Origin of the sequence: Streptomyces sp. CA-210063 (assembly GCF_024612015.1) — a bacterium.
In the GTDB taxonomy this organism is placed as follows: domain Bacteria; phylum Actinomycetota; class Actinomycetes; order Streptomycetales; family Streptomycetaceae; genus Streptomyces.
Genome location: NZ_CP102512.1, coordinates 7023015 through 7042579, shown reverse-complemented (window position 1 = coordinate 7042579; position 19565 = coordinate 7023015). Strand labels below are relative to the sequence as shown.

Genomic DNA, 19565 nt, shown 5'->3' with positions numbered 1-19565 from the left:
GGCGGAAGGAGACACGGTGGAAGGAGGAGCGATGCATGCGGTACGACGCCTGCGGGCCGGCCTCCGGGGCTGGGGCGGCGTGGGCGCGATGGCGGTCCTCTGCGCCCTGACCGTGGTCTTCGCCCTGGTGCTGCCGGTGAGCGGGACACGCGGCGACGGCACCACGGGCACCGGAGGCCGGGGCGTCGCCCGGGGCACCCAGGCGCGGGCGGACGAGTGCGACACCATGGCCGATCCGCAGAACCAGAGCCTCAGGCCCTCCTCCGACGAGTCGGGTACGACGATCACGAAGATCAAGGAGAAGGGCTACCTCACCATCGGCGTCGACCAGAACAGCTACCGCTGGGGCTACCGCGACCCGAACAACACGACCGCGGGCGCCGAGCTGGAAGGTTTCGACATCGACATCGCGCACCACATCGCCGAGGAGATCCTCGGCGATCCGAACAAGGTGCGCTTCAGGGCGATTCCCACGAACCAGCGCATCCCCGCCATCCAATCGGGGCAGGTCGACATGGTGGTCCGCACCATGACGATCAGTTGCGAGCGAATGAAGGAAGTCGCCTTCTCCCAGCCCTACTTCAAGACCGGACAGCAGGTCCTGGCCCCCAAGTCCTCGACGATCGAGGGCTACGACAAGACGCTGGCTGACCAGCGGATCTGCTCGGCCAGCGGTTCCACCGCGCTGGACAACCTGACCGCCGACCAGCAGTCCGGCAAGCTGCCCACCTCCGCCGACATCTCCTCCGTCAACCCGCCCAACCAACTCGACTGCCTGGTAAGGCTCCAGCTGGGCGAGGTCGACGCGGTGGTGACCGACGGCGCGCTCGCCGCGAGCCAGGCGGCACAGGACCCGACGGTCGAGTTGAAGGGCGAGCCGTTCACCACCGAGTACTACGGCGTGGCGATGAACCTGGACGCGAAGGATCTGGTACGCCGGGTCAACCAGGTGCTGGTGGACTATCTCAAGGACGGCTGGCAGGACTCGTACACCCGGTGGCTGTCCGCGACGCTGGGCGCCGACTCGACGAACTCCCGACCGCCGGCGCCCCAGTACGGGGACTGAAGGCGACCGGCCGAACATCCAATGACCGACACCGACAGCAGCGAGAGGTGATCGATGGGCGTCGCGGGATCCACCGGGCCGGTGATGGACCGGGACGAGGTGGACCGTGCGCTCGCGCGGCTCGGCGCGGAGCACGAGGCCATCGAGACCTCGCTGCTCGCCCTGCAGGACCACGCGGGCCGCAGGCTGCTCGAAGGCGCCGAGCTGACCGGCGTCACCAAGGAGCGCTGGACCACCGCGGACGCGTCGATCACGCTGCTGTGGGCGTACTTCGACGCGTACACGGACGCGCTGCACTCCGCCCGCGAGATCCGTTCGCGGCGCCGCTGGTCCAGCCGTGAGGACCTCGTGGAGCTGACCGAACTGCTGCGCGGCGAGGCCGTCACGGTCGCCGGCAGCGCCACGGCGATGGCGAACGCGCCGACGCTGCAGGGCGCGAGCCGGCTCAGCGAGCAGTTCTCGCTGGTCACCCTCGTGGACCGGATGAACGACCTGTACGCGTCCTCGCTGGACATGGTCGTGGCCGCCGACGCGGTGTGGTCCGCGCTGCCCGCCAGGATCGATCTGCTGTCCGCCGAGCTCCAGCGCACCCGCCAGCTCGCGCACTCCGTCGGCGTACGCCCCGGCGAGCACCCGGCCGGCGACGACCTGGAGCGCATCACCCGCACCCTGACCAGGCTCCGCGAGCAGGTCATCTCCGATCCGCTGGCCTTCTGGGTCCCCGCGCCGGGCAGTTCGGCGCCCGGCGGCGGCCGCCCGGACACCTCGACGTACGACCGTGAGGCGCGCGCCCTGGAGGACGTACGGCGGGAGATCGACGCCGTGCTGACGGTCCGGCAGGACGCGGAGTCGCGGCTGCTGAAGCTGCGGGACGTGCTCAGCCGCGCCGACCGCACGCTCGCCGAGGCGCGCAGCGCGCGCGGTGAGGTGCTGGCGAAGATCGCGGCGACCGAGGTGCCCGTGGTGAGCGGCCCGCCGACGGTCCTCCAGGAGCAGCTGGCGATGGCGGCCGAGTACCGCAGACACGCGCAGTGGCACCGGCTGTCCCCGCTCCTGGAGTCCCTGGAGCAGAAGGCCGACGACGAACTGCTGCGCGCCCGCGAGTCGTTGACGGCGGTCACGGCTCCGCTGGCGGTCCGCGCGGAGCTGCGCGGCCGGCTCGACGCGTACAAGGCGAAGGTCGCCCGGCACGGCTTCGCGGAGGACTCGCTGCTGGTCGAGCGCTACGACGCCGCGCGCCGCATGCTGTGGAGCGCCCCCTGCGATCTGCGCGTCGCGGAGCAGGCGGTGCTGCGCTACCAGCACGCGGCGGCCGAACTGCTGGGCACCTCGGTCCCGCGCGTGCCCCAGGACCGGAGGAAGGAGGAATCGTGAGTCAGACGGAGGAAAGCCGGACAGGCGAAGAGAGCCGGCAGCAGTCGTGCCAGCGGCCCGGTTGCTCGGGATCGTACGAGGACGTGGGCGGCGGCGAGCTGTACTGCGACACCTGCGGTCTGGCTCCGGTCGTCTCGGCCGGCGGCATGGTCTCCTCCCCGCCCACCGGCATCACCGGGGGCGGCAGGGGCTCGCGCGGCTCCGGTTCCAGCAGTTCACGCTCCTCGCGGGCGTCCGCGCGCTCCTCGCAGTCCCGGCGCTCGGTCTCGGGCCGGCTCTCGCGCGCCCTGTCGGGCAAGTCGACGGGCCGCTCGGTGTCGGTGCGCAGCTCCGGCAAGACCGCCGGCTCCTCGGGGCGGGCGCGGCTCGGCGTCGGTCTCGTCCAGGTGCCGGACGTGCCGCGCCCGGACCCACGCTCGATGGTCCTGGAGACCGCCGAGGTGCCCGAGCGGAAGCGGTTCTGCTCGCGCTCCGACTGCGGGGCGCCGGTCGGGCGGGCGCGCGGTGAACGGCCGGGGCGCACGGAGGGTTTCTGCACCAAGTGCGGCCACCCGTACTCGTTCGTGCCGAAGCTGCACTCGGGCGACATCGTGCGCGGCCAGTACGAGGTCGTGGGCTGTCTCGCGCACGGCGGCCTGGGCTGGATCTATCTGGCCATAGACCGGGCGGTCTCGGACCGCTGGGTCGTGCTGAAGGGCCTCCTCGACACGGGCGACCAGGACGCGATGGCCGCCGCGATCTCCGAGCGCCGCTTCCTCGCCGAGATCGAGCACTCCAACATCGTCCGCATCTACAACTTCGTCGAGCACCTCGACCAGCGCACCGGTTCGCTGGACGGGTACATCGTCATGGAGTACGTCGGCGGCAAGTCGCTGAAGGAGATCGCCAACGGCCGCCGCACCACGGACGGCCGCCGCGATCCGCTGCCGGTCGAGCAGGCGTGCGCGTACGGCATCGAGGCCCTGGAGGCCCTCGGCCATCTCCACAGCCGCAACCTGCTGTACTGCGACTTCAAGGTCGACAACGCGATCCAGACCGAGGACCAGCTCAAGCTGATCGACATGGGCGCGGTGCGCAGGATGGACGACGACGAGTCGGCCATCTACGGCACGGTCGGCTACCAGGCCCCCGAAGTCGCCGACGTCGGCCCGTCGGTGGCCTCCGACCTGTACACGGTCGCCCGTACGCTCGCGGTCCTCACCTTCGACTTCCAGGGCTACACGAACGTCTTCGTGGACTCCCTGCCCGACCCCGACAACATCGAGGTCTTCCGCCAGTACGAGTCCTTCTACCGCCTGCTGGTACGTGCCACCGACCCCGACCCGGCCCGCCGGTTCGCCTCCGCGCAGGAGATGTCGGAGCAGCTGACGGGTGTGCTGCGGGAGGTCGTCTCCCTCCAGACGGGCCGGGCGCGGCCCGCGCTGTCGACGATCTTCGGGCCCGAAGTGAAGGTCACGGACACGGAGTTGTTCGCGGAGCTGGACGGGGATGTGTCCCGGCTGGGGACGCGCCGCGACAAGGCGGCCGTCAAGAACGGTGGTTCACCTTCCGCCACGCCCGCGCCGCTCACCGTCGGTGCGCCCTCCCCCGCGAGGCTCACCAAGGAGCTGGACACCGCCGCCGCGGCCCTGGCGCTGCCCGTCCCACGCGTGGACCCCGGGGATCCGAACGCCGGGTTCCTGGCGGGGCTCATCGCCTCCGCACCCACCGAGCTGATCACGGCGCTGCACGCGGCGCCCAGCGGCTCCCTGGAGCTGCGGCTGCGGGAGCTGCGGGCCCGGCTGGAGATGAGCGAGTTCACCATCGCCCTGGCCACGCTGGACGCCCTGGAGCGGGACCACCCCGACGACTGGCGGGTCGTCTGGTACCGGGGCGTCGCCGCGCTCGCCACCGGCGACCACGAGAACGCCGCGCTGTCCTTCGACGCGATCTACGACGCCTTCCCGGGCGAGCCGGCCCCCAAGCTGGCCCTCGGCCTGTGCGCCGAGGTACTCGGGCAGCTCGACAACGCCGCCGAGTACTACCGCCTGGTGTGGACGACCGACCCCAGCTTCGTCAGCGCCGCGTTCGGGCTCGCCCGGGTGCGGCTGACCGCCGGGGACCGGCAGAACGCCGTGCGCACCCTGGAGTCCGTACCGGAGGCGTCCATCCACTACACCGCCGCCCGGGTCGCCGCCGTACGGGCGCGGCTCAGACACCGTACGCAGGCCGCGCCCGGTGCCGTGCCGGACGCGCCGTTCCTGGACGACCTGACCGCGGCCGCCGGGCAGGTCGAGGCGCTCGACGGGTACGGTCTGGACGCGGTGCGCCGCGAGCAGTTGTCCACAGAGGTCCTTGGCTGCGCCCTGGACTGGGTACTCTCCGGGGGCCAGGGTGCCGCGCCCCCGGCCGGCGGGCGGGTGCTGCTCGGCAGCGCGCTGGACGAGCGCGGCCTCCGCTTCGGACTGGAGCGGTCGTACCGCACACTGGCCCGGCTCGCCCGAGGCGGCGAGGAGAGGATCGACCTGGTGGAACGTGCCAACCGTTACCGCCCCCGGACGTGGGTGTAGTTCATGTCGCAGATGCCCCAGCCGACCGCGCTGACGAAGTGCCCGATCTGCGAGTGGCCCCTCGCATCGGACGACCGCTTCTGCGGTGCGTGCGGCCATGACCTCTCGGCGCTGCCCGCGCCGCCGGCGGCGGACCAGCCGACCATCACGATGAACGGGACGGCGGGCGACCCGCCCGACGAGACCGCGTCCGTGGCCTGGCCCGTCGCCTCCGAGCCCAGCTCCGACACGCCCCCGCCGGTGGTCCGTCCCACCGACATCCAGGGCACCGACTCGGGCGGCGGCGACCTGCCCGGTCCGGGGCGAGGCGTGCGATTCGACCGGACCCGCGAGCCCGACGAGTACCCGCTGGCCGCGCCCCAGCCGCCGGACCCGCGCACCACCGACCTGGCCACGCCGCCGGCCGGCACGAAGGTGTGCGTGGCCTGCCGCGCGGGCCATGTCGACCGGGACGGCTACTGCGAGAACTGCGGGCACGCCCAGCCGCGGGAACGCGACCACATGGAACTGGAGTTGGGCGCGGTCGCCGCGGTCAGCGACCGGGGCCTGCGCCACCACCGCAACGAGGACTCGTTCGCGATCTCCTCGACCGCGCTGCCCGACGGCTCCCCCGCGGTCGTGGCGATCGTCTGCGACGGCGTGTCCTCCGCGACCCGCCCCGACGACGCCTCGCTCGCCGCGGCCCGCGCCGCCAACGGAACGCTCCTGGACTCCCTGCCGCGCGGCACCCACCCGCAGCAGGCCATGCACGACGCGATCGTCGCCGCTTCCCACGCCGTCAACGCCCTGGCGGAGGAGCCGGAGACGGCGCAGGAGCACGCCCCGCACCAGAACGCGCCGGCGTGCACCATCGTCGGCTCGATCGTCACCCCGAGCCTGCTCGTCGTCGGCTGGGTCGGCGACAGCCGGGCCTACTGGGTCCCTGTGGACCGCAGCGCACCCCCGGCCCGGCTCACCGAGGACGACTCGTGGGCGGCGCAGATGGTAGCCGCGGGACTGATGAACGAGGCCGAGGCGTACGCCGACGAGCGCGCCCACGCGATCACCGGCTGGCTCGGCGCGGACGCGTACGAACTGGAGCCGCACACCGCTTCCTTCAAGCCGGACCGGCCGGGTGTGGTGGTGGTGTGCACCGACGGACTGTGGAACTACGCGGAGGCCGCCGACGAGATGGCCGGGGCCGTGCCCCTGGACGCGGCCGGGCGACCACTGCACTGCGCGCAGGTTCTGGTCGGCCGCGCGCTCGACGGAGGGGGCCACGACAACGTAACAGTGGCCGTCCTGCCGTTCCCTGCCCCTCCTCAGGGGGCAGGATCGGCCTGAGGGTGCTCGCGGGCGGGGTGCTCGCGGGCGCCTCGGCGGCCGGACGGGAACGGCCGACGGACCGGAGGGGACCGGTCCGGTCACGGGCACGCACAGTCATCACCCCACGTGCTGTGGGGCCGCTAGGGGGATCTGAGTAGGCATGGCCAATTTCTCGAAGTCGAACGTGCCGCAGTTCTCGGTCGAGGTGTACCAGAACGAGTACCTGCCGGAAGGCGGCCGCGAGGTCAACGCCATCGTGACGGTCAGCGCGACCGGCGGGGGCACCATCGGCAGCGCGGTCGCCGCGCCGCACCTCTACTCGCCCGGCCAGGGCCCGTCCGCCGCCGTGGCGATCATGGTCGACTGCTCGGGGTCGATGGACTACCCGCCGACCAAGATGCGCAACGCCCGGGACGCCACGGCCGCCGCGATCGACACCCTGCGGGACGGCGTCCACTTCGCGGTGATCGACGGCACCCATGTGGCCCGGGAGGTCTACCCCGGTGGCGGGCGGCTCGCGGTCGCCGACTCCGCCACCCGGGACCAGGCCAAGCAGGCGCTGCGCAGGCTCAGCGCGGGCGGCGGCACCGCGATCGGCACCTGGCTGAAGCTCGCCGACCGGCTGCTCGCCTCGGCCGATGTCGCCATCCGCCACGGCATCCTGCTCACCGACGGCCGCAACGAACACGAGTCGCCCGAGGACCTGAAGGCCGCGCTGGACGCCTGTGCCGGACGGTTCACCTGTGACGCGCGTGGAGTCGGGACCGACTGGGAGGTCAAGGAGGTCACCGGGATCGCGTCCGCGCTGCTCGGCACCGCCGACATCGTCGCCGACCCGGCGGCCCTGTCCGCCGACTTCACGCAGATGATGGAGGCGGCCATGGGCAAGGAGGTCGCGGACGTCGCCCTGCGACTGTGGACGCCGGTCGGCACGCAGATCAAGTTCGTGAAGCAAGTGGCGCCCACGGTCGAGGAGTTGACCGAACGTCGCAGCGAGGCGGGGCCGCGCGCCGGCGACTACCCGACCGGCTCGTGGGGAGACGAGTCCCGTGACTACCACGTGTGTGTCGAGGTCCCGGCCGCGACCCTCGGCCAGGAGATGCTGGCCGCCCGTGTCTCGTTGGTCATCCCGCAGCCCGACGGCACGGCCCAGAACCTCGGCGCCCAGGGGCTGGTGAAGGCCGTGTGGACCGACGACATGGTCGCGTCCACGTCGATCAACCCCCAGGTCGCGCACTACACGGGCCAGGCCGAACTGGCACAAGTCATCCAACAGGGACTCGATGCCCGTAAATCCGGTGATTTCGACGGAGCAACGGCCAAGCTGGGACGGGCCGTTCAGCTCGCGAGTGCGTCGGGGAACGCGGATACTGCGAAACTGCTTGCGAAGGTGGTGGACGTCGTCGACGCGGCGACAGGTACTGTGCGACTGAAGGCGAAGGTCACGGAGGCCGACGAGATGACTCTCGAAACTCGGTCGACAAAGACTGTTCGTGTAAAGAAGTAGAAGCAGCAGCAGAGACACAGCACCACCATCACGACATACCGAAGCCGGCGAACCTGGCTCCCCCACCGGGGATCCGGACAGCGGGACCCGGCCGAGAGGCCGGAAAGGAGAGGGGGAAGCGCCGACATGCCGACCTGCCCGAACGGACACCAGTCGGGTTCCGACGACTGGTGCGAGGTCTGCGGTCACCGTATGGCCGGTGCCGTGCCCCCGCCGCCTCCACCACCGCCGCCCCCTGGCGCCGGTTACGGATACCCGCCGCCCGGCTCGCCTCCCCCGCCTCCGGGCGCGGGCGGCCCCGGGGGGCCTGGTGGGCCCGGTGCGCCCGGTGGGCGCCCGCACCTCGCCGCACAGTCGGAACTCTGCCCGCAGTGCCGCACGCCCCGTGAGGGCGGCGCGCCCTTCTGCGAGGAGTGCCGGTGGAACTTCCTGACCAACACGGCGACGACGTACACGCCGGCCGCGCCACGGCCTCCGGCGCCCGGGGCGGGTGCGGGGCCGGGCGGGCCCGGTCCCGGCGGGCCTGGTCCCGGCGGACCCGGCTCCGGCGGACCCGGTGCCGGTCCGGGTGCCGGTCCCGGTGGGAATCCGGCGCTCCGCTTCCAGCAGCCGCCTCCGCCGTCCTTCGGCGGCGGCGGTGACGGGTACGACTACCAGAGCTCACGCCCCTCGCAGATGAATCGTCCCGCCGAGCCGATCCCGCCTGGGCCGCCGTTCGGCGGGGATCCGTCGGGTCCGGGTAGGCCCGGGGGTCCCGGCGGGTCCGGTGGGCCCGGTGGCTTCGGCGGGCCTGGTGGGCCTGGTGGGCCTGGGGGCAACGCTGGTCATGGTGGGCCCGGTCGTCCGGGTGGACCTGGTGGTCCCGGTGGGCCGTCGGGGCCGGGGGGTTCCTCCGGGTTCGGTGGCGGGCCTTCGGGCCAGCCCGGGCAGCCCGGTCCGGGTCAGTCCGGCCAGCCTGGTCAGCCCGGCCAGCCTGGTCAGTCCGGTCCGTCCCCGTTCGGTGGGGATCCGTCGCGGCCCGGCCCCTCGGGCTTCGGGGGCGATCCTTCGCGGCCCGGGCCTTCGGGCTTCGGCGGCGATCCCTCACGACCGGTTCCGCCGCCGCCCGGGCCTACGCCGGGCGGGCCCGGTGGGCCTGGCGGACCCGGGTTTCCCGGCGGGCCCGGGGGACCTGGTGGTCCCGGTGGTCCTGGCGGCCAAGGTCCCGGTGGTCAGGGGCATGGTGGTCAGGGGCATGGTGCTCACGGGCCCGGTGGTGGTCCGGGGGCCGGTGGGGCGCCGCAGGCGTTCCAGCAGTCGGCGCCGCCCGCTCCGCCCGCGTTCCCGCAGGAGACCCGGCGGCCGCAGCACGGAGGCCCAGGCGGTCCCGGTGGACCGGGTGGTCCTGGTGGCCCCGGTGGTCCGCAGTCCGGCGGCGGCCCCTCCTTCGGAGGCGACGACGACTGGGTGATCTCACCACCGTCGTCGACGGGTCCGGGTGGATCCGGTGGTCCCGGCGGTGCGGGGGCTCGCCCCGGTGGCTACGGCTACCCGCAGCCCGGTGCCACCCAGGCCCCGCCCGGCGGCCCCGCGTACCCGCAGGCGCCGACGACCTGGAGCGCGACCATCGGCCCGGACCGCGACTACTTCATGGCGATGATGCAGCGCTCGGGCCCCGAGGCCGCGGGCCTGAACCTGCCCGCGTACTCCCCCGAGCAGCAGCGCACCCTCACCGGCAACCAGATCACCATCGGCCGGCGCCGCCACTCCACCGGCGACACCCCCGACATCGATCTCTCGGTGCCGCCGGAGGACCCGGGCGTCTCCCACCAGCACGCGGTGCTGGTGCAGCAGCCTGACGGCAGCTGGGCGGTCGTCGACCAGAACTCCACCAACGGAACCACGGTCAACGGCTCCGAGGACCCCATCCAGCCCTTCGTGCCGGTCCCCCTCCAGGACGGGGACCGCGTACACGTGGGCGCGTGGACGACGATCACGATCCGCCGGGGCTGACCGCCCGCACCAACGAATCGATCAGGTCGATCAGGGCCGACTGAGCAGCTTCAGTCGGCCCTGATCTGTCGGTTGCCGGTGTCGGATGCCGGGTGCCGGGTGCCGGTTGCCGGTTGTCGGTTGTCGGTTGCCGGTTGCCGGTTGCCGGTTGCCGGTTGCCGGTTTTCGGGTCACGGAAGAGGCCAGGCGTACGGTCCCTCCGGGTCGTCCAGCCAGGCCCAGGCGTGCTCACCGCGGACCGTGATGCCGTAACGCTCGCGGGAGGGCATGCCCTCCCGCTGCCAGAGCGCCAGCGCCTCGTGCGGGTCGAGGCTGCCCGCCGTCAGGGCCAGCAGGAACCGGAAGAGCTCGTGGTCCCTGGCCCGGTGCGGCAGTCCGCCGAGGTGCGGATGCGCCGCCTCTGGCTCACTGCCCCCACGCAACGGCACGAAGTACGCGGACGTGTGCAGGAAACGGCCCTCCGCGTGCTCGCCGTCCTCGACCCGCAGCCGTACCAGCCCCGTGGCCAGCGGCGTCAGGATGCGTGCGCCGGGGGTGCACTGGGCGAGCCAGGCGCGCGGGATCGAGTGCAAGGTGCAGGTCGCGATGATCCGGTCGTACGGCGCCCGCTCGGGCACCCCGCGCGCCCCGTCCCCGGTGACGACGGTCGGGTGGTACCCGGCGGCGTCCAGATGCCTGCGCGCCGCCTCGGTGATGTCGGCGTCCAGGTCGACGGTGGTGACGTGGCCGTCCCCCAGCCGGTACGCGAGCAGCGCCGCGTTGTAGCCGGTCCCGGCGCCGATCTCCAGGACCCTGTTGCCGTCCTCCACCTCCAACTCGGCCAGCATCTTCGCCATCAGCGAGGGCTGGCTGCTGGAGGAGATCAGCTCCCCGTCGCGCACCCGCGTGGCGAGCGGGGTGTCGGCGTACGCGCCCCGCACCCAGCGCTCACGCCGCCGGGGGTCGCGTTCCTCGCCCCACAATCGTTCGAAGCCGCCCATGACGCCGATGTAGTAGTACGGGACGAAGAGATGCCGGGGAACGCTCTCGAACGCCTTCCGCCAGTCAGGATCGGCGTCCCAGGCCCCGCTTGCCTCGATCTCGCGCACCAGCGCCGACCGGGCCTCGGCGGCGAGGCGTTCCAGGTCGTGGTCCACAGTGTGCGTGCCCATACCTCCACTGTGCGGCCCGACGCCCCCCGAGGCGAGCACCACGGCACATGGATCAACCTATCGCGGGTCCGCCGGTGTGATCGAGATCGACGGCCCGCGGCACAAGGACCACGCGGGTCGCGACCACAGCCGCAGCCGTCTGTTCCTGCACTCCGGCGTGAAGGTGGTCGACCGGCTGAACGTGGAGGAAGTGAAGAGCCGAGCCGAGGTCGAGAAGTTCGTGGATGACTTCTTGGCTCAGCTCAAGCGGTAGACGGCACGGAGCCCGGCCCGATGTTGCCTCCCGGGCGGGGCTCCGTCGTGTGCGGACGATCAGGCGGTGGTGACCCACTTGATCCGCTCGGTTCCCCGCGTCCCGCCAACCCTGCGACGGTGATCCGTATCTGCCCGCGGAGTTCGGGCGTGAGCAGCAGCGCAGCGACAGCACGCCGGCGCTGGACGTCGGCTACTGTGATAGCCATCGCCCCTCCTCGTAACACTGTGTGCCTTACACCTCCCATTGGGTACCTACGGTCCGTACTTATCCTCCATCCCCTCATCTGAGACCATGGGTGACGTGAAAGAGATTCGGCGAGGCACGCTTCAGGAGCAGACCTTCTACGAGCAGGTCGGTGGCGAGGAGACCTTCCGGCGCCTCGTGCGCCGTTTCTACGAGGGTGTCGCCGAGGATCCGATCCTGCGGCCCATGTATCCCGAGGAGGACCTGGGCCCGGCCGAGGACCGCTTCGCGCTGTTCCTGATCCAGTACTGGGGCGGCCCCACGACGTACAGCGAGAACCGGGGCCACCCCCGGCTCCGTATGCGCCACGCCCCGTTCACCGTCGACCGTGCCGCCCACGACGCCTGGCTGAAGCACATGCGCGTCGCCGTCGACGAGCTCAACCTCTCCGAGGAACACGAGCACACCCTGTGGAACTACCTCACCTACGCGGCGGCCTCGATGGTGAACGCCCCGGGCTGAGCGCCCGCCCGAGTCGGCGCCGAGCCGACCCTTCTGATCCTGGCGGGCACCCTCGGCGAAAGGGCGACCCGTTCCCCGGCAACCCGGCGACGAGCCCGCGACCTCAGCGGACGCTGACGTCCAATGCCCCAAGTCCCGCCCTGCGTACGGCGATCGACCCGTACGGTGTGCGCAGCCGGAGCCACGCGCCCGACGAGAACAGTCCGAGCGAGGCCACGTCTCCCGCGCCGGTCGTTCGCGCGGGACGGAGGAAGCCGAGCGACTGGGCCGCGTGCACGGCCCGCACCGGCAGCCGCGTGTCCCCGACCGTCCGGGACCAGATCTCCCGCCCGATCCGGTCGAGCTCGGCCCGCGTACGCCGCTCGGGCTCCAACTCCTCGGTACGGGACCGGAATTCCCTCACCGCCGTGGAGACCATCGCCCGCAACGCGTCCGGCGCGGGCAGCCCCGCCTCCTGCCGCCAGCCGCCGCGCGGGGGAAGCACCCCGGCCCACGGCGGCCCGGTCACCGCCCCCGGAACGACGGCCGTACCCGCCGACTCGTCGATGGACTCCAGGAGTTCACCGGCCGACACGGTCTCGTCGAGCGTGACGTCGAGCCCGTTCTCATACGGCTTGCCAAGGCGCACCGCGCGGATCGCCAGCACGTCGAAGGACGGGGGACGGCCGAAGACGGCCAGTGCGGTGCCGGCCGCCTGGAGGCGCACCGCGGCTCCACGGTCGTAGTGGAGCAGCCGGGAGAGGAAGGCCGCGAGATCCGCCGTCTCCCCCTCGTCGGCGAGGTGGAGGACCGTCATGCGGCGACGGCCTCCTCCTCGTCGTCCCTGTACTCCTGCAGGAACTCGCGTTCCTCGGCGGTGAGCCGCCGGGGCCGCTGGGTCGCGAAGTCGAACGGCACTATCACCGTCGAGGCCCGGACGTAGACCTGGTCCGGGTCCTTGACCTCGTAGGTGATCGTGAACGACGCCGCTCTGATCTCCGTGATCCACAGCTCGATGTCCACCGGCTGGTGCCGGTGCACCAACTGCCGCTTGTAGTCGATCTCATGGCGTGCCACCACGGACCCCTGCTTGAAGTCCTTTTCCGGGCGGAACAGGAAGTCGATACGGGCTTCCTCCAGGTACCGGAGGAAGACCACGTTGTTGACGTGGCCGTACGCGTCCATGTCCGCCCAGCGCAGTGGGCAGCGGTAGATGTGCCGCAAGATCAGCCCCGAGTCAGCTTCTTGTAGGTGGCGCGGTGCGGACGGGCGGCGTCCGGACCGAGTCGCTCGATCTTGTTCTTCTCGTACGACTCGTAGTTGCCCTCGAACCAGAACCACTTGGACTCGCCCTCGTAGGCGAGGATGTGCGTCGCCACACGGTCCAGGAACCAGCGGTCGTGGGAGACGACCACGGCGCAGCCCGGGAACTCCAGGAGCGCGTTCTCCAGCGACGACAGGGTCTCGACGTCGAGGTCGTTGGTCGGCTCGTCGAGGAGCAGCAGGTTGCCGCCCAGCTTGAGGGTGAGCGCCAGGTTGAGGCGGTTGCGCTCACCGCCGGAGAGCACCCCGGCCGGCTTCTGCTGGTCCGGGCCCTTGAAGCCGAACGCGGAGACGTAGGCGCGGGAGGGCATCTCGACCTGGCCGACGTTGATGTAGTCCAGTTCGTCGGAGACGACGGCCCACAGCGTCTTCTTCGGGTCGATGTTCTCGCGGCTCTGGTCGACGTAGGAGATCTTGACGGTCTCGCCGACCTTGATGGAACCGGAGTCGGGCTCCTCCAGACCCTGGATCATCTTGAAGAGCGTCGTCTTGCCGGCGCCGTTCGGGCCGATGATGCCCACGATGCCGTTGCGCGGCAGCGTGAAGGAGAGGTCGTCGATCAGGACCTTCTCGCCGAAGGCCTTGCTGAGGTTGTTGACCTCGACGACCACGCTGCCCAGGCGCGGGCCCGGCGGGATCTGGATCTCCTCGAAGTCCAGCTTCCGCATCTTGTCGGCCTCGGCCGCCATCTCCTCGTAGCGGGCCAGACGCGCCTTGGACTTGGCCTGCCGTCCCTTGGCGTTGGAGCGGACCCACTCCAGCTCTTCCTTGAGCCGCTTGGCGCGCTTGGCGTCCTTCTGACCCTCGACCTTGAGACGGGTCTGCTTGGTCTCCAGGTACGTGGAGTAGTTGCCCTCGTAGCCGATCGCGCGGCCGCGGTCGAGCTCCAGGATCCAGCCCGCGACGTTGTCGAGGAAGTACCGGTCGTGGGTGACGGCGACGACGGTGCCGGGGTACTTCGCGAGGTGCTGCTCCAGCCACTGCACGGACTCGGCGTCCAGGTGGTTGGTGGGCTCGTCGAGCAGCAGCAGGTCGGGGGCTTCGAGCAACAGCTTGCACAGCGCGACGCGGCGGCGCTCACCACCGGACAGGTTGGTGACGGGCCAGTCGCCGGGCGGGCAGCCCAGGGCGTCCATGGCCTGCTCCAGCTGGGTGTCCAGGTCCCACGCGTTCGCGTGGTCCAGGTCCTCCTGGAGCTTGCCCATCTCGTCGAGGAGCGCGTCCGAGTAGTCGGTCGCCATGAGCTCCGCGACCTCGTTGAAACGCTTGAGCTTGCCCATGATCTCGGCGGCGCCGTCCTGCACGTTCTGCAGGACCGTCTTGGACTCGTCCAGCGGCGGCTCCTGCAGGAGCATGCCGACGGTGTAGCCGGGCGACAGGAACGCGTCACCGTTGGAGGGCTGCTCGAGGCCCGCCATGATCTTGAGAACGGTGGACTTACCGGCACCGTTCGGGCCGACCACACCGATCTTCGCGCCGGGCAGGAAGCTCAGCGTGACGTCGTCAAGGATCACCTTGTCGCCGTGCGCCTTGCGTGTCTTGCGCATCGTGTAGATGTACTCAGCCAAGAGAAACCGTCCGGCAACTTGAAATCTGGCAGTGGGCAGTACCACCCATCTTGCCGCACGGCCAGCCCTCGACGGAAACCGGATCGTGAACCCCCTCGGACGAGCGACACGGCCCCGGCGCCCTGAGGGGCGTACCGGGGCCGCATCGCACGCGTGTGTCACCGCGCGGTCACTCACTGTTGAGTTGCCAAGGAGCTCTTTCTCTCACTGACCCATGTCGCGGATCTCAGTGGTTGTCTCTTCACGGGTTCCGCTTGCGGAGGACGACCATCACCGCGCCACCGATCACGACGAGGCCGATGGCGATGCCTCCGATCACCGGGGTCGCGCCGGAGCTGCCGGTCTCGGCGAGGTCGGTGCCGGAGTCGGCGGCCGCGTTGCCGCCGACCGTCGCCGGGCTCGGCTCGCTCAGCGTCTGGACCGAGTCGCCGCTCTCACTCGCCTCGGTCTCCGTCTGGCAGTCGAGCACGCCCTGGAAGCGCTTCGCGAAGCCGTTCGGCCCCTTGATCGTGAAGTCGTACGCCTGGTCCTCCTGCAGCGGGATCGTCACCGTGCGGGTCTCGCCCGCTTCGATGGCGTACGTGATCCCCATCAGCTCGAAGGTGAAGGCCTTGTCGCCCTGGTTGGCCGCCGTGATGTCCAGGCCGCCCTCGGCGCAGTTCTTCTCGGCGGAGAGTGCGGGTATGGCGCCCTTCTCGGCCCAGTGCGCGGTCGCCGTCGCGGAGACCGTGGACTCGCTGGAGCCCGCGAGGATCTGGGTCTGGCTGCGGGTCTCGGAGGCGAAGGCCCGGCCGACCGGCACAGTGGTCGAGGCCTGCACGGTCAGCTCGGCCGTGCCGTCCGCGGCGTCCTCGGGCACCTCGAAGTACAGCTCGCCGCCGTCACCGGCCGAGGTCACGGCCTTGCCGTCCGCATCGACGACCTTGACCCCGTCCGCCGTCGCGTCCGAGGGCGGGGTCACGGTCACGGCGTCCGCGTTGGTGTGCACCGTGACCGGGCCGAGCCGGTCGCCCGCCCGGCCGGAGACCGCCGGCGGGTCGAGGATGAGCGAGGCGGCCGGCTCCGCCAGGTTCCGCGCGCTCTTCTCCAGGTAGTCCGCGAGCCTCTCGGCCTCCGGGTCCAGAGCCGTCACATCGGCCCCGTCGGAGTACCGCCAGATCGCCACCTGCGTACCGGTCGCCGCGTCCTGTTCGGTGAGGCCCCTGGCGCCGGCCTTGCCGGCGAGTGCCGCGAGGTCGTTCACCTGCGGGTAGGAGTTCTGCAGGATCCAGCGGATCTTGCCGGCGTCCTTGTTGGCGTTGAGCGAGGTGCCGCTCCAGGGGGTCTCCTGGTACTTGGCGTCCTTCTGCGTCGGGTTCTGGACGTCGACGCAGTAGGTCTGCAGGGTGCCGCCGCCGTCGACGAACATCTCGAACAGGCCTGCCGGGAGCTGCTGTTCCTCGCCGTCGGTACGGAGCACGGCCGTCCCGTACGTCTTCAGGCCGCCTATGGTCGCGGTCGCTCCGCCCGAACTCTGCGCCGTCTCGTCGGCGGCGGCCGGGCCCGCGGTGACGATCGCACCCGCGACGACGAGTCCGGACGCGAGTGACACGGCGGCGAGGCGGGCTGCCCCTCGCCTGCGCGCGGAGCACCCCGACCACACGGCGAACGACGCCGAGAACCAAGAAAGCACAGAAATTCCCTTCGAGCAGGACCCGTTGACGTGGGGGGTTGTGGTCCCGCGGCAGAATCAGAAGCCCCGTGAGCTATGCCCGGCATCCTAGGGATGCGGCGCACCACTCTTCCCAGTCGTATCGTCGGACAACCGATCCGAATCGGAATCGTTATCGGTTGCACAGCCTGCGAACAGCACTTATCGACAAATCGATGGGATCTGCGCGAGGACCGATCACAACGCATTCGCCGATAAGCCGCAGTTCAGCCAGGGCGTTGGTTATCGGGCAGGGCACCCGGTACCTGATGTCACGTCACCCCCGCTGACTCCGGCCGGAGTTCGGACGCGGCGTCGAGCCGGCTCCCGGGCGGCGGTGTCTCCCAGTTCGGCTCCGGCTGGGACTGACCCATCACCGCTGCCTCACCACGGGGTGTCCGCCGGAAGGCCGATGTGCCCCGCGACAGGTCGTGGCCGATCGCCACCGCGTCGACGTCCGCCGAGGCCCAACTCTGTCCGTCACGCTGTTCGGTGCGCACCTTCAACCGCCCCTGCACCACGACCGGATCGCCCAGCGACACCGACGACCCCACGTTCGCGGCGAGAGTGCGCCTCGCCCACACCGTGAAGAAGTTGGTGTGGCCGTCGGTCCACTCGTTCTTCTCCCGGTCCCAGTACCGCGAGGTCACCGCCAGCCGGAACCGGGCCGACGAACCCGTCGCCGACTCCCGGCAGACCGGTTGCGTCGCCACGTTCCCCACCACGCACACCATCGTCTCGTTCATCTCGCGAACCCTCCTTCACGCCGGCACCGACGCCGGTGCCGGCCGGACACGCGTACGGGCCCGTCCCGTACGGCTGCCGCGTCTGTCGTGCGGCGGTGCTGTGATCGCCGCGTGTTCAGACTGCCGCCGTCGGGCCGGGCCCGCTGAGCCCTGTGCGCTACCCGCCGGTTGTGGATATCTCCGTCACCCGACGGGGTGAACTGTCCAGACGCAAGCCGCTCCTCACCCCACCGGCGCCGCCCCCAGCACCCGCCCGTACTGCTCCCGCACCTCCCGGTACCGCAGCAGCTCGGCCGCCACCGGATCCAGCACCCGCGCCCGGCCGCACCCGGCGGCCGCCTCCCGCAGCCGCCGCTCCGCTTCGTAGCCGTAACGCCGTGCGGGACCGCGTGCCGCCAGCCGACAGCCCCACTCGACGGCCGGACCGCCGGCGATGCCGAGCACCATCAGCAGCACCGGCACCCCGAGGTTCGGTGACATGAACCCGACGATCTGCCCCAACAGCCAGAACCCACCGATGACTTGCAGGAGGGTCATGGCCGCCTGCGCGAGCACGGCGACGGGCCACCAGCCAGGTCGCGGCGGCCGTCCCGTCGGCGCCCCGGCCCGCACCGCCAGTTCGTCCAGCGCCTCGGGCAGCCCCTGCGCCCCGCGTACGGCCGCCTCGCGCACCGCCTGGGCCCAGGGCAGGGGAAGCCCGGTCGCGGCACGCTCGGACAGGATGCGTACGGCCTGTTCGACGCGCTGCCGTGCGGTGGCCTCCTCGTCCACGGGCGCCGCCAGGGCGAGCCGCCCGGTCGGGGGTTCGTTGCGGTCCTGGTACCACCGCCACAGCCGTAGCCAGGGCGTACCGCAGGCGCGGTTGGCGTTGCGCAACCAGGCGCGCTCGGCGGCCTCGCCCGCCGCGGTGGCGCCGACGGCGTCCGCGAGCCGTGCGGCGAACTCGTCCCGGGCCCGCTCGCTGAGCCCCGCGCGCCGCTGATTGGCGTACACCGGCCACAACCGCGCGGCGGCCGCGTCCAGATCGGCGCGGACCCGGCGGGCCGGCGCGCCCCGCTCGGCCACGAACTGCCCCAGCGCCTCGCGCAGTTCCCCCATCCCGTCCCCGGTGAGTGCGGACAGTGCGAGCACGGTGGCGCCCGGTTCGCCGTACTCCCCCAGCGCGACCCCGTCCTCGTCGAGCAGCCGCCGCAGATCGTCGAGCACCTGGTGGGCGGCCTCCCCGGGCAGCCGGTCCACCTGGTTGAGGACGACGAACATGACCTCCGCGTGACCCGCCAGGGGGCGCAGATAACGCTCGTGGAGGATGGCGTCGGCGTACTTCTCCGGGTCGACGACCCAGATGACCGCGTCCACGAGCGCCAGGATCCGGTCCACCTGTTCCCGGTGCTGCACGGCCGCCGAGTCGTGGTCGGGCAGGTCCACCAGGACGAGGCCGCGCAACTGCGCCTCCGCCTCCGGGCTCTGCAACGGCCGCCGCCGCAGCCGTCCCGGAATGCCCAGCCGGTCGATGAGCGTCGCCGCGCCGTCACTCCAACTGCACGCGATGGGCGCGGCCGTGGTGGGCCTGCGTACGCCCGTCTCCGAAATCGTCACGCCCGCGAGCGCGTTGAACAGCATCGACTTGCCGCTGCCGGTGGCGCCCGCGATGGCGACGACCGTGTGCTGCCCCGAGAGTCTGCGCCGCGCCGCCGCCTCGTCCAGCACCCGTCCGGCCTCCGCCAGCGTCCTGCTGTCCAGCCGCGTACGGGACAGTCCGACCAGCTCCCGCAGCGCGTCGAGCCGCGACCGCAGGGGCCCGTCGTACGCGAGCGGGTGGACCGTCTGCGCGGCCGGGGCCCTGGTCTCCACGACCGGGACCCGCTCGGCGGCGCTCGTCTCGGTGACCCGCCGGGCGATGAGCCCGTCGTCCCAGGGATCGCCGGATTCCGTACGGCCGGACGCGCCGTCCTCACCGGACGCGTCGCTGTCGGGGCCGTCGGGGCTGCCGGGCACGCGCGCGTGGACACCGTTCTCGCGCTTCCGGAGCTGCTCGCGGCTCGGACGGCTCTCGACCTTGCCGCGCTCTTCGGTGCCCTCAGGGAGCCTGCTCTCGACAGGCTTGTTCTCGGCAGGCTTGTTCTCGGTCGGCTTCTTCTCGGCAGACTTGTTCTCGGTGGGACGGTTCTTCTCGGTGGGACGCTTCTCCTCGCCAGGGCGCTTGCTCTCGGCGCTTCCCGAGGCACCTCCCACAGGGCTCTTCTGGTGCTCCTCTTCGGAAGCGCCCTCTACAGGGAGGCTGTTTTCACCCTCGTCACCCTTCTCGGGCACGCTGTCTCCGATCTGATCCGCGTGGTCAGCGACGGCAGTCACGG

Annotated in this window: 15 protein-coding genes; 8 read left to right on the top strand and 7 right to left on the bottom strand. The window is 71.5% G+C overall.

Annotated features, from left to right (window positions below; translation table 11 throughout):
• The first annotated feature begins 31 nt into the window (after positions 1–31).
• From JIX56_RS30810 to JIX56_RS30785, 6 genes are all read left to right on the top strand, one after another.
• Entirely contained in the window at positions 32–1066 is a 1035-nt protein-coding gene (locus JIX56_RS30810) for a glutamate ABC transporter substrate-binding protein (protein WP_257545289.1), read from the top strand.
• A gap of 54 nt (positions 1067–1120) precedes the next feature.
• The gene (locus JIX56_RS30805) at positions 1121–2440 is read left to right on the top strand and encodes a hypothetical protein (protein ID WP_257545287.1); all 1320 of its coding nucleotides are present in this window, start codon (positions 1121–1123) and stop codon (positions 2438–2440) included.
• The gene (locus JIX56_RS30800; protein ID WP_257545285.1) at positions 2437–4989 is read left to right on the top strand and encodes a serine/threonine-protein kinase; all 2553 of its coding nucleotides are present in this window, start codon (positions 2437–2439) and stop codon (positions 4987–4989) included. The genes JIX56_RS30805 and JIX56_RS30800 overlap by 4 nt, the downstream gene beginning before the upstream one ends.
• Before the next feature lie 3 nt (positions 4990–4992).
• A complete protein-coding gene (locus JIX56_RS30795) occupies positions 4993–6312 on the top strand; it encodes a PP2C family serine/threonine-protein phosphatase (protein WP_257545283.1) in 1320 nt (439 codons plus the stop codon).
• Between the two features lie 142 nt (positions 6313–6454).
• Positions 6455–7801, top strand: coding sequence for a vWA domain-containing protein (locus JIX56_RS30790; RefSeq protein ID WP_257545281.1), 1347 nt, complete (start codon positions 6455–6457; stop codon positions 7799–7801).
• A 126-nt stretch (positions 7802–7927) separates the two neighbouring features.
• Positions 7928–9793 (top strand): FHA domain-containing protein, encoded by a 1866-nt coding sequence (locus JIX56_RS30785; protein WP_257545279.1) that lies wholly within the window; start codon positions 7928–7930, stop codon positions 9791–9793.
• 170 nt (positions 9794–9963) lie between these two features.
• Here JIX56_RS30785 and JIX56_RS30780 read toward each other — a convergent pair whose 3' ends face one another.
• Complete coding sequence (locus JIX56_RS30780; protein ID WP_257545277.1) at positions 9964–10944, bottom strand: methyltransferase domain-containing protein; 981 nt, start codon at positions 10942–10944, stop codon at positions 9964–9966.
• 76 nt (positions 10945–11020) lie between these two features.
• Here JIX56_RS30780 and JIX56_RS30775 point away from each other — a divergent pair, with 76 nt between their 5' ends.
• Both JIX56_RS30775 and JIX56_RS30770 read left to right on the top strand, forming a co-directional pair.
• Positions 11021–11197 (top strand): hypothetical protein, encoded by a 177-nt coding sequence (locus tag JIX56_RS30775; RefSeq protein ID WP_257545275.1) that lies wholly within the window; start codon positions 11021–11023, stop codon positions 11195–11197.
• Between the two features lie 294 nt (positions 11198–11491).
• The gene (locus tag JIX56_RS30770; RefSeq protein WP_257545274.1) at positions 11492–11905 is read left to right on the top strand and encodes a globin; all 414 of its coding nucleotides are present in this window, start codon (positions 11492–11494) and stop codon (positions 11903–11905) included.
• 103 nt (positions 11906–12008) lie between these two features.
• Here JIX56_RS30770 and JIX56_RS30765 read toward each other — a convergent pair whose 3' ends face one another.
• From JIX56_RS30765 to JIX56_RS30740, 6 genes are all read right to left on the bottom strand, one after another.
• A complete protein-coding gene (locus tag JIX56_RS30765; protein ID WP_257545272.1) occupies positions 12009–12701 on the bottom strand; it encodes a hypothetical protein in 693 nt (230 codons plus the stop codon).
• Complete coding sequence (locus JIX56_RS30760; protein WP_257545270.1) at positions 12698–13108, bottom strand: acyl-CoA thioesterase; 411 nt, start codon at positions 13106–13108, stop codon at positions 12698–12700. The genes JIX56_RS30765 and JIX56_RS30760 overlap by 4 nt, the downstream gene beginning before the upstream one ends.
• Positions 13109–13110: 2 nt before the next feature.
• Positions 13111–14775, bottom strand: a complete 1665-nt coding sequence (gene ettA / locus JIX56_RS30755; protein WP_078937042.1) for an energy-dependent translational throttle protein EttA — start codon at positions 14773–14775, stop codon at positions 13111–13113.
• 241 nt (positions 14776–15016) lie between these two features.
• On the bottom strand, positions 15017–16447 hold the full coding sequence (locus JIX56_RS30750; RefSeq protein ID WP_257545268.1) for a TQXA domain-containing protein: 1431 nt from the start codon (positions 16445–16447) through the stop codon (positions 15017–15019).
• A gap of 290 nt (positions 16448–16737) precedes the next feature.
• Complete coding sequence (locus JIX56_RS30745; protein ID WP_257545266.1) at positions 16738–17211, bottom strand: single-stranded DNA-binding protein; 474 nt, start codon at positions 17209–17211, stop codon at positions 16738–16740.
• A gap of 222 nt (positions 17212–17433) precedes the next feature.
• Entirely contained in the window at positions 17434–19563 is a 2130-nt protein-coding gene (locus JIX56_RS30740) for a GTPase (RefSeq protein ID WP_443031914.1), read from the bottom strand.
• Positions 19564–19565: the final 2 nt, after the last annotated feature.

Bases quoted from the DNA above. Each gene is read 5' to 3' on its own strand.
- JIX56_RS30745 (WP_257545266.1), bottom strand. From the start codon at position 17,211: ATGAACGAGACGATGGTGTGCGTGGTGGGGAACGTGGCGACGCAACCG.
- JIX56_RS30770 (WP_257545274.1), top strand. From the start codon at position 11,492: ATGGGTGACGTGAAAGAGATTCGGCGAGGCACGCTTCAGGAGCAGACC.
- JIX56_RS30795 (WP_257545283.1), top strand. From the start codon at position 4,993: ATGTCGCAGATGCCCCAGCCGACCGCGCTGACGAAGTGCCCGATCTGC.
- JIX56_RS30785 (WP_257545279.1), top strand. From the start codon at position 7,928: ATGCCGACCTGCCCGAACGGACACCAGTCGGGTTCCGACGACTGGTGC.
- JIX56_RS30805 (WP_257545287.1), top strand. From the start codon at position 1,121: ATGGGCGTCGCGGGATCCACCGGGCCGGTGATGGACCGGGACGAGGTG.
- JIX56_RS30765 (WP_257545272.1), bottom strand. From the start codon at position 12,701: ATGACGGTCCTCCACCTCGCCGACGAGGGGGAGACGGCGGATCTCGCG.
- JIX56_RS30780 (WP_257545277.1), bottom strand. From the start codon at position 10,944: ATGGGCACGCACACTGTGGACCACGACCTGGAACGCCTCGCCGCCGAG.
- JIX56_RS30810 (WP_257545289.1), top strand. From the start codon at position 32: ATGCATGCGGTACGACGCCTGCGGGCCGGCCTCCGGGGCTGGGGCGGC.
- JIX56_RS30790 (WP_257545281.1), top strand. From the start codon at position 6,455: ATGGCCAATTTCTCGAAGTCGAACGTGCCGCAGTTCTCGGTCGAGGTG.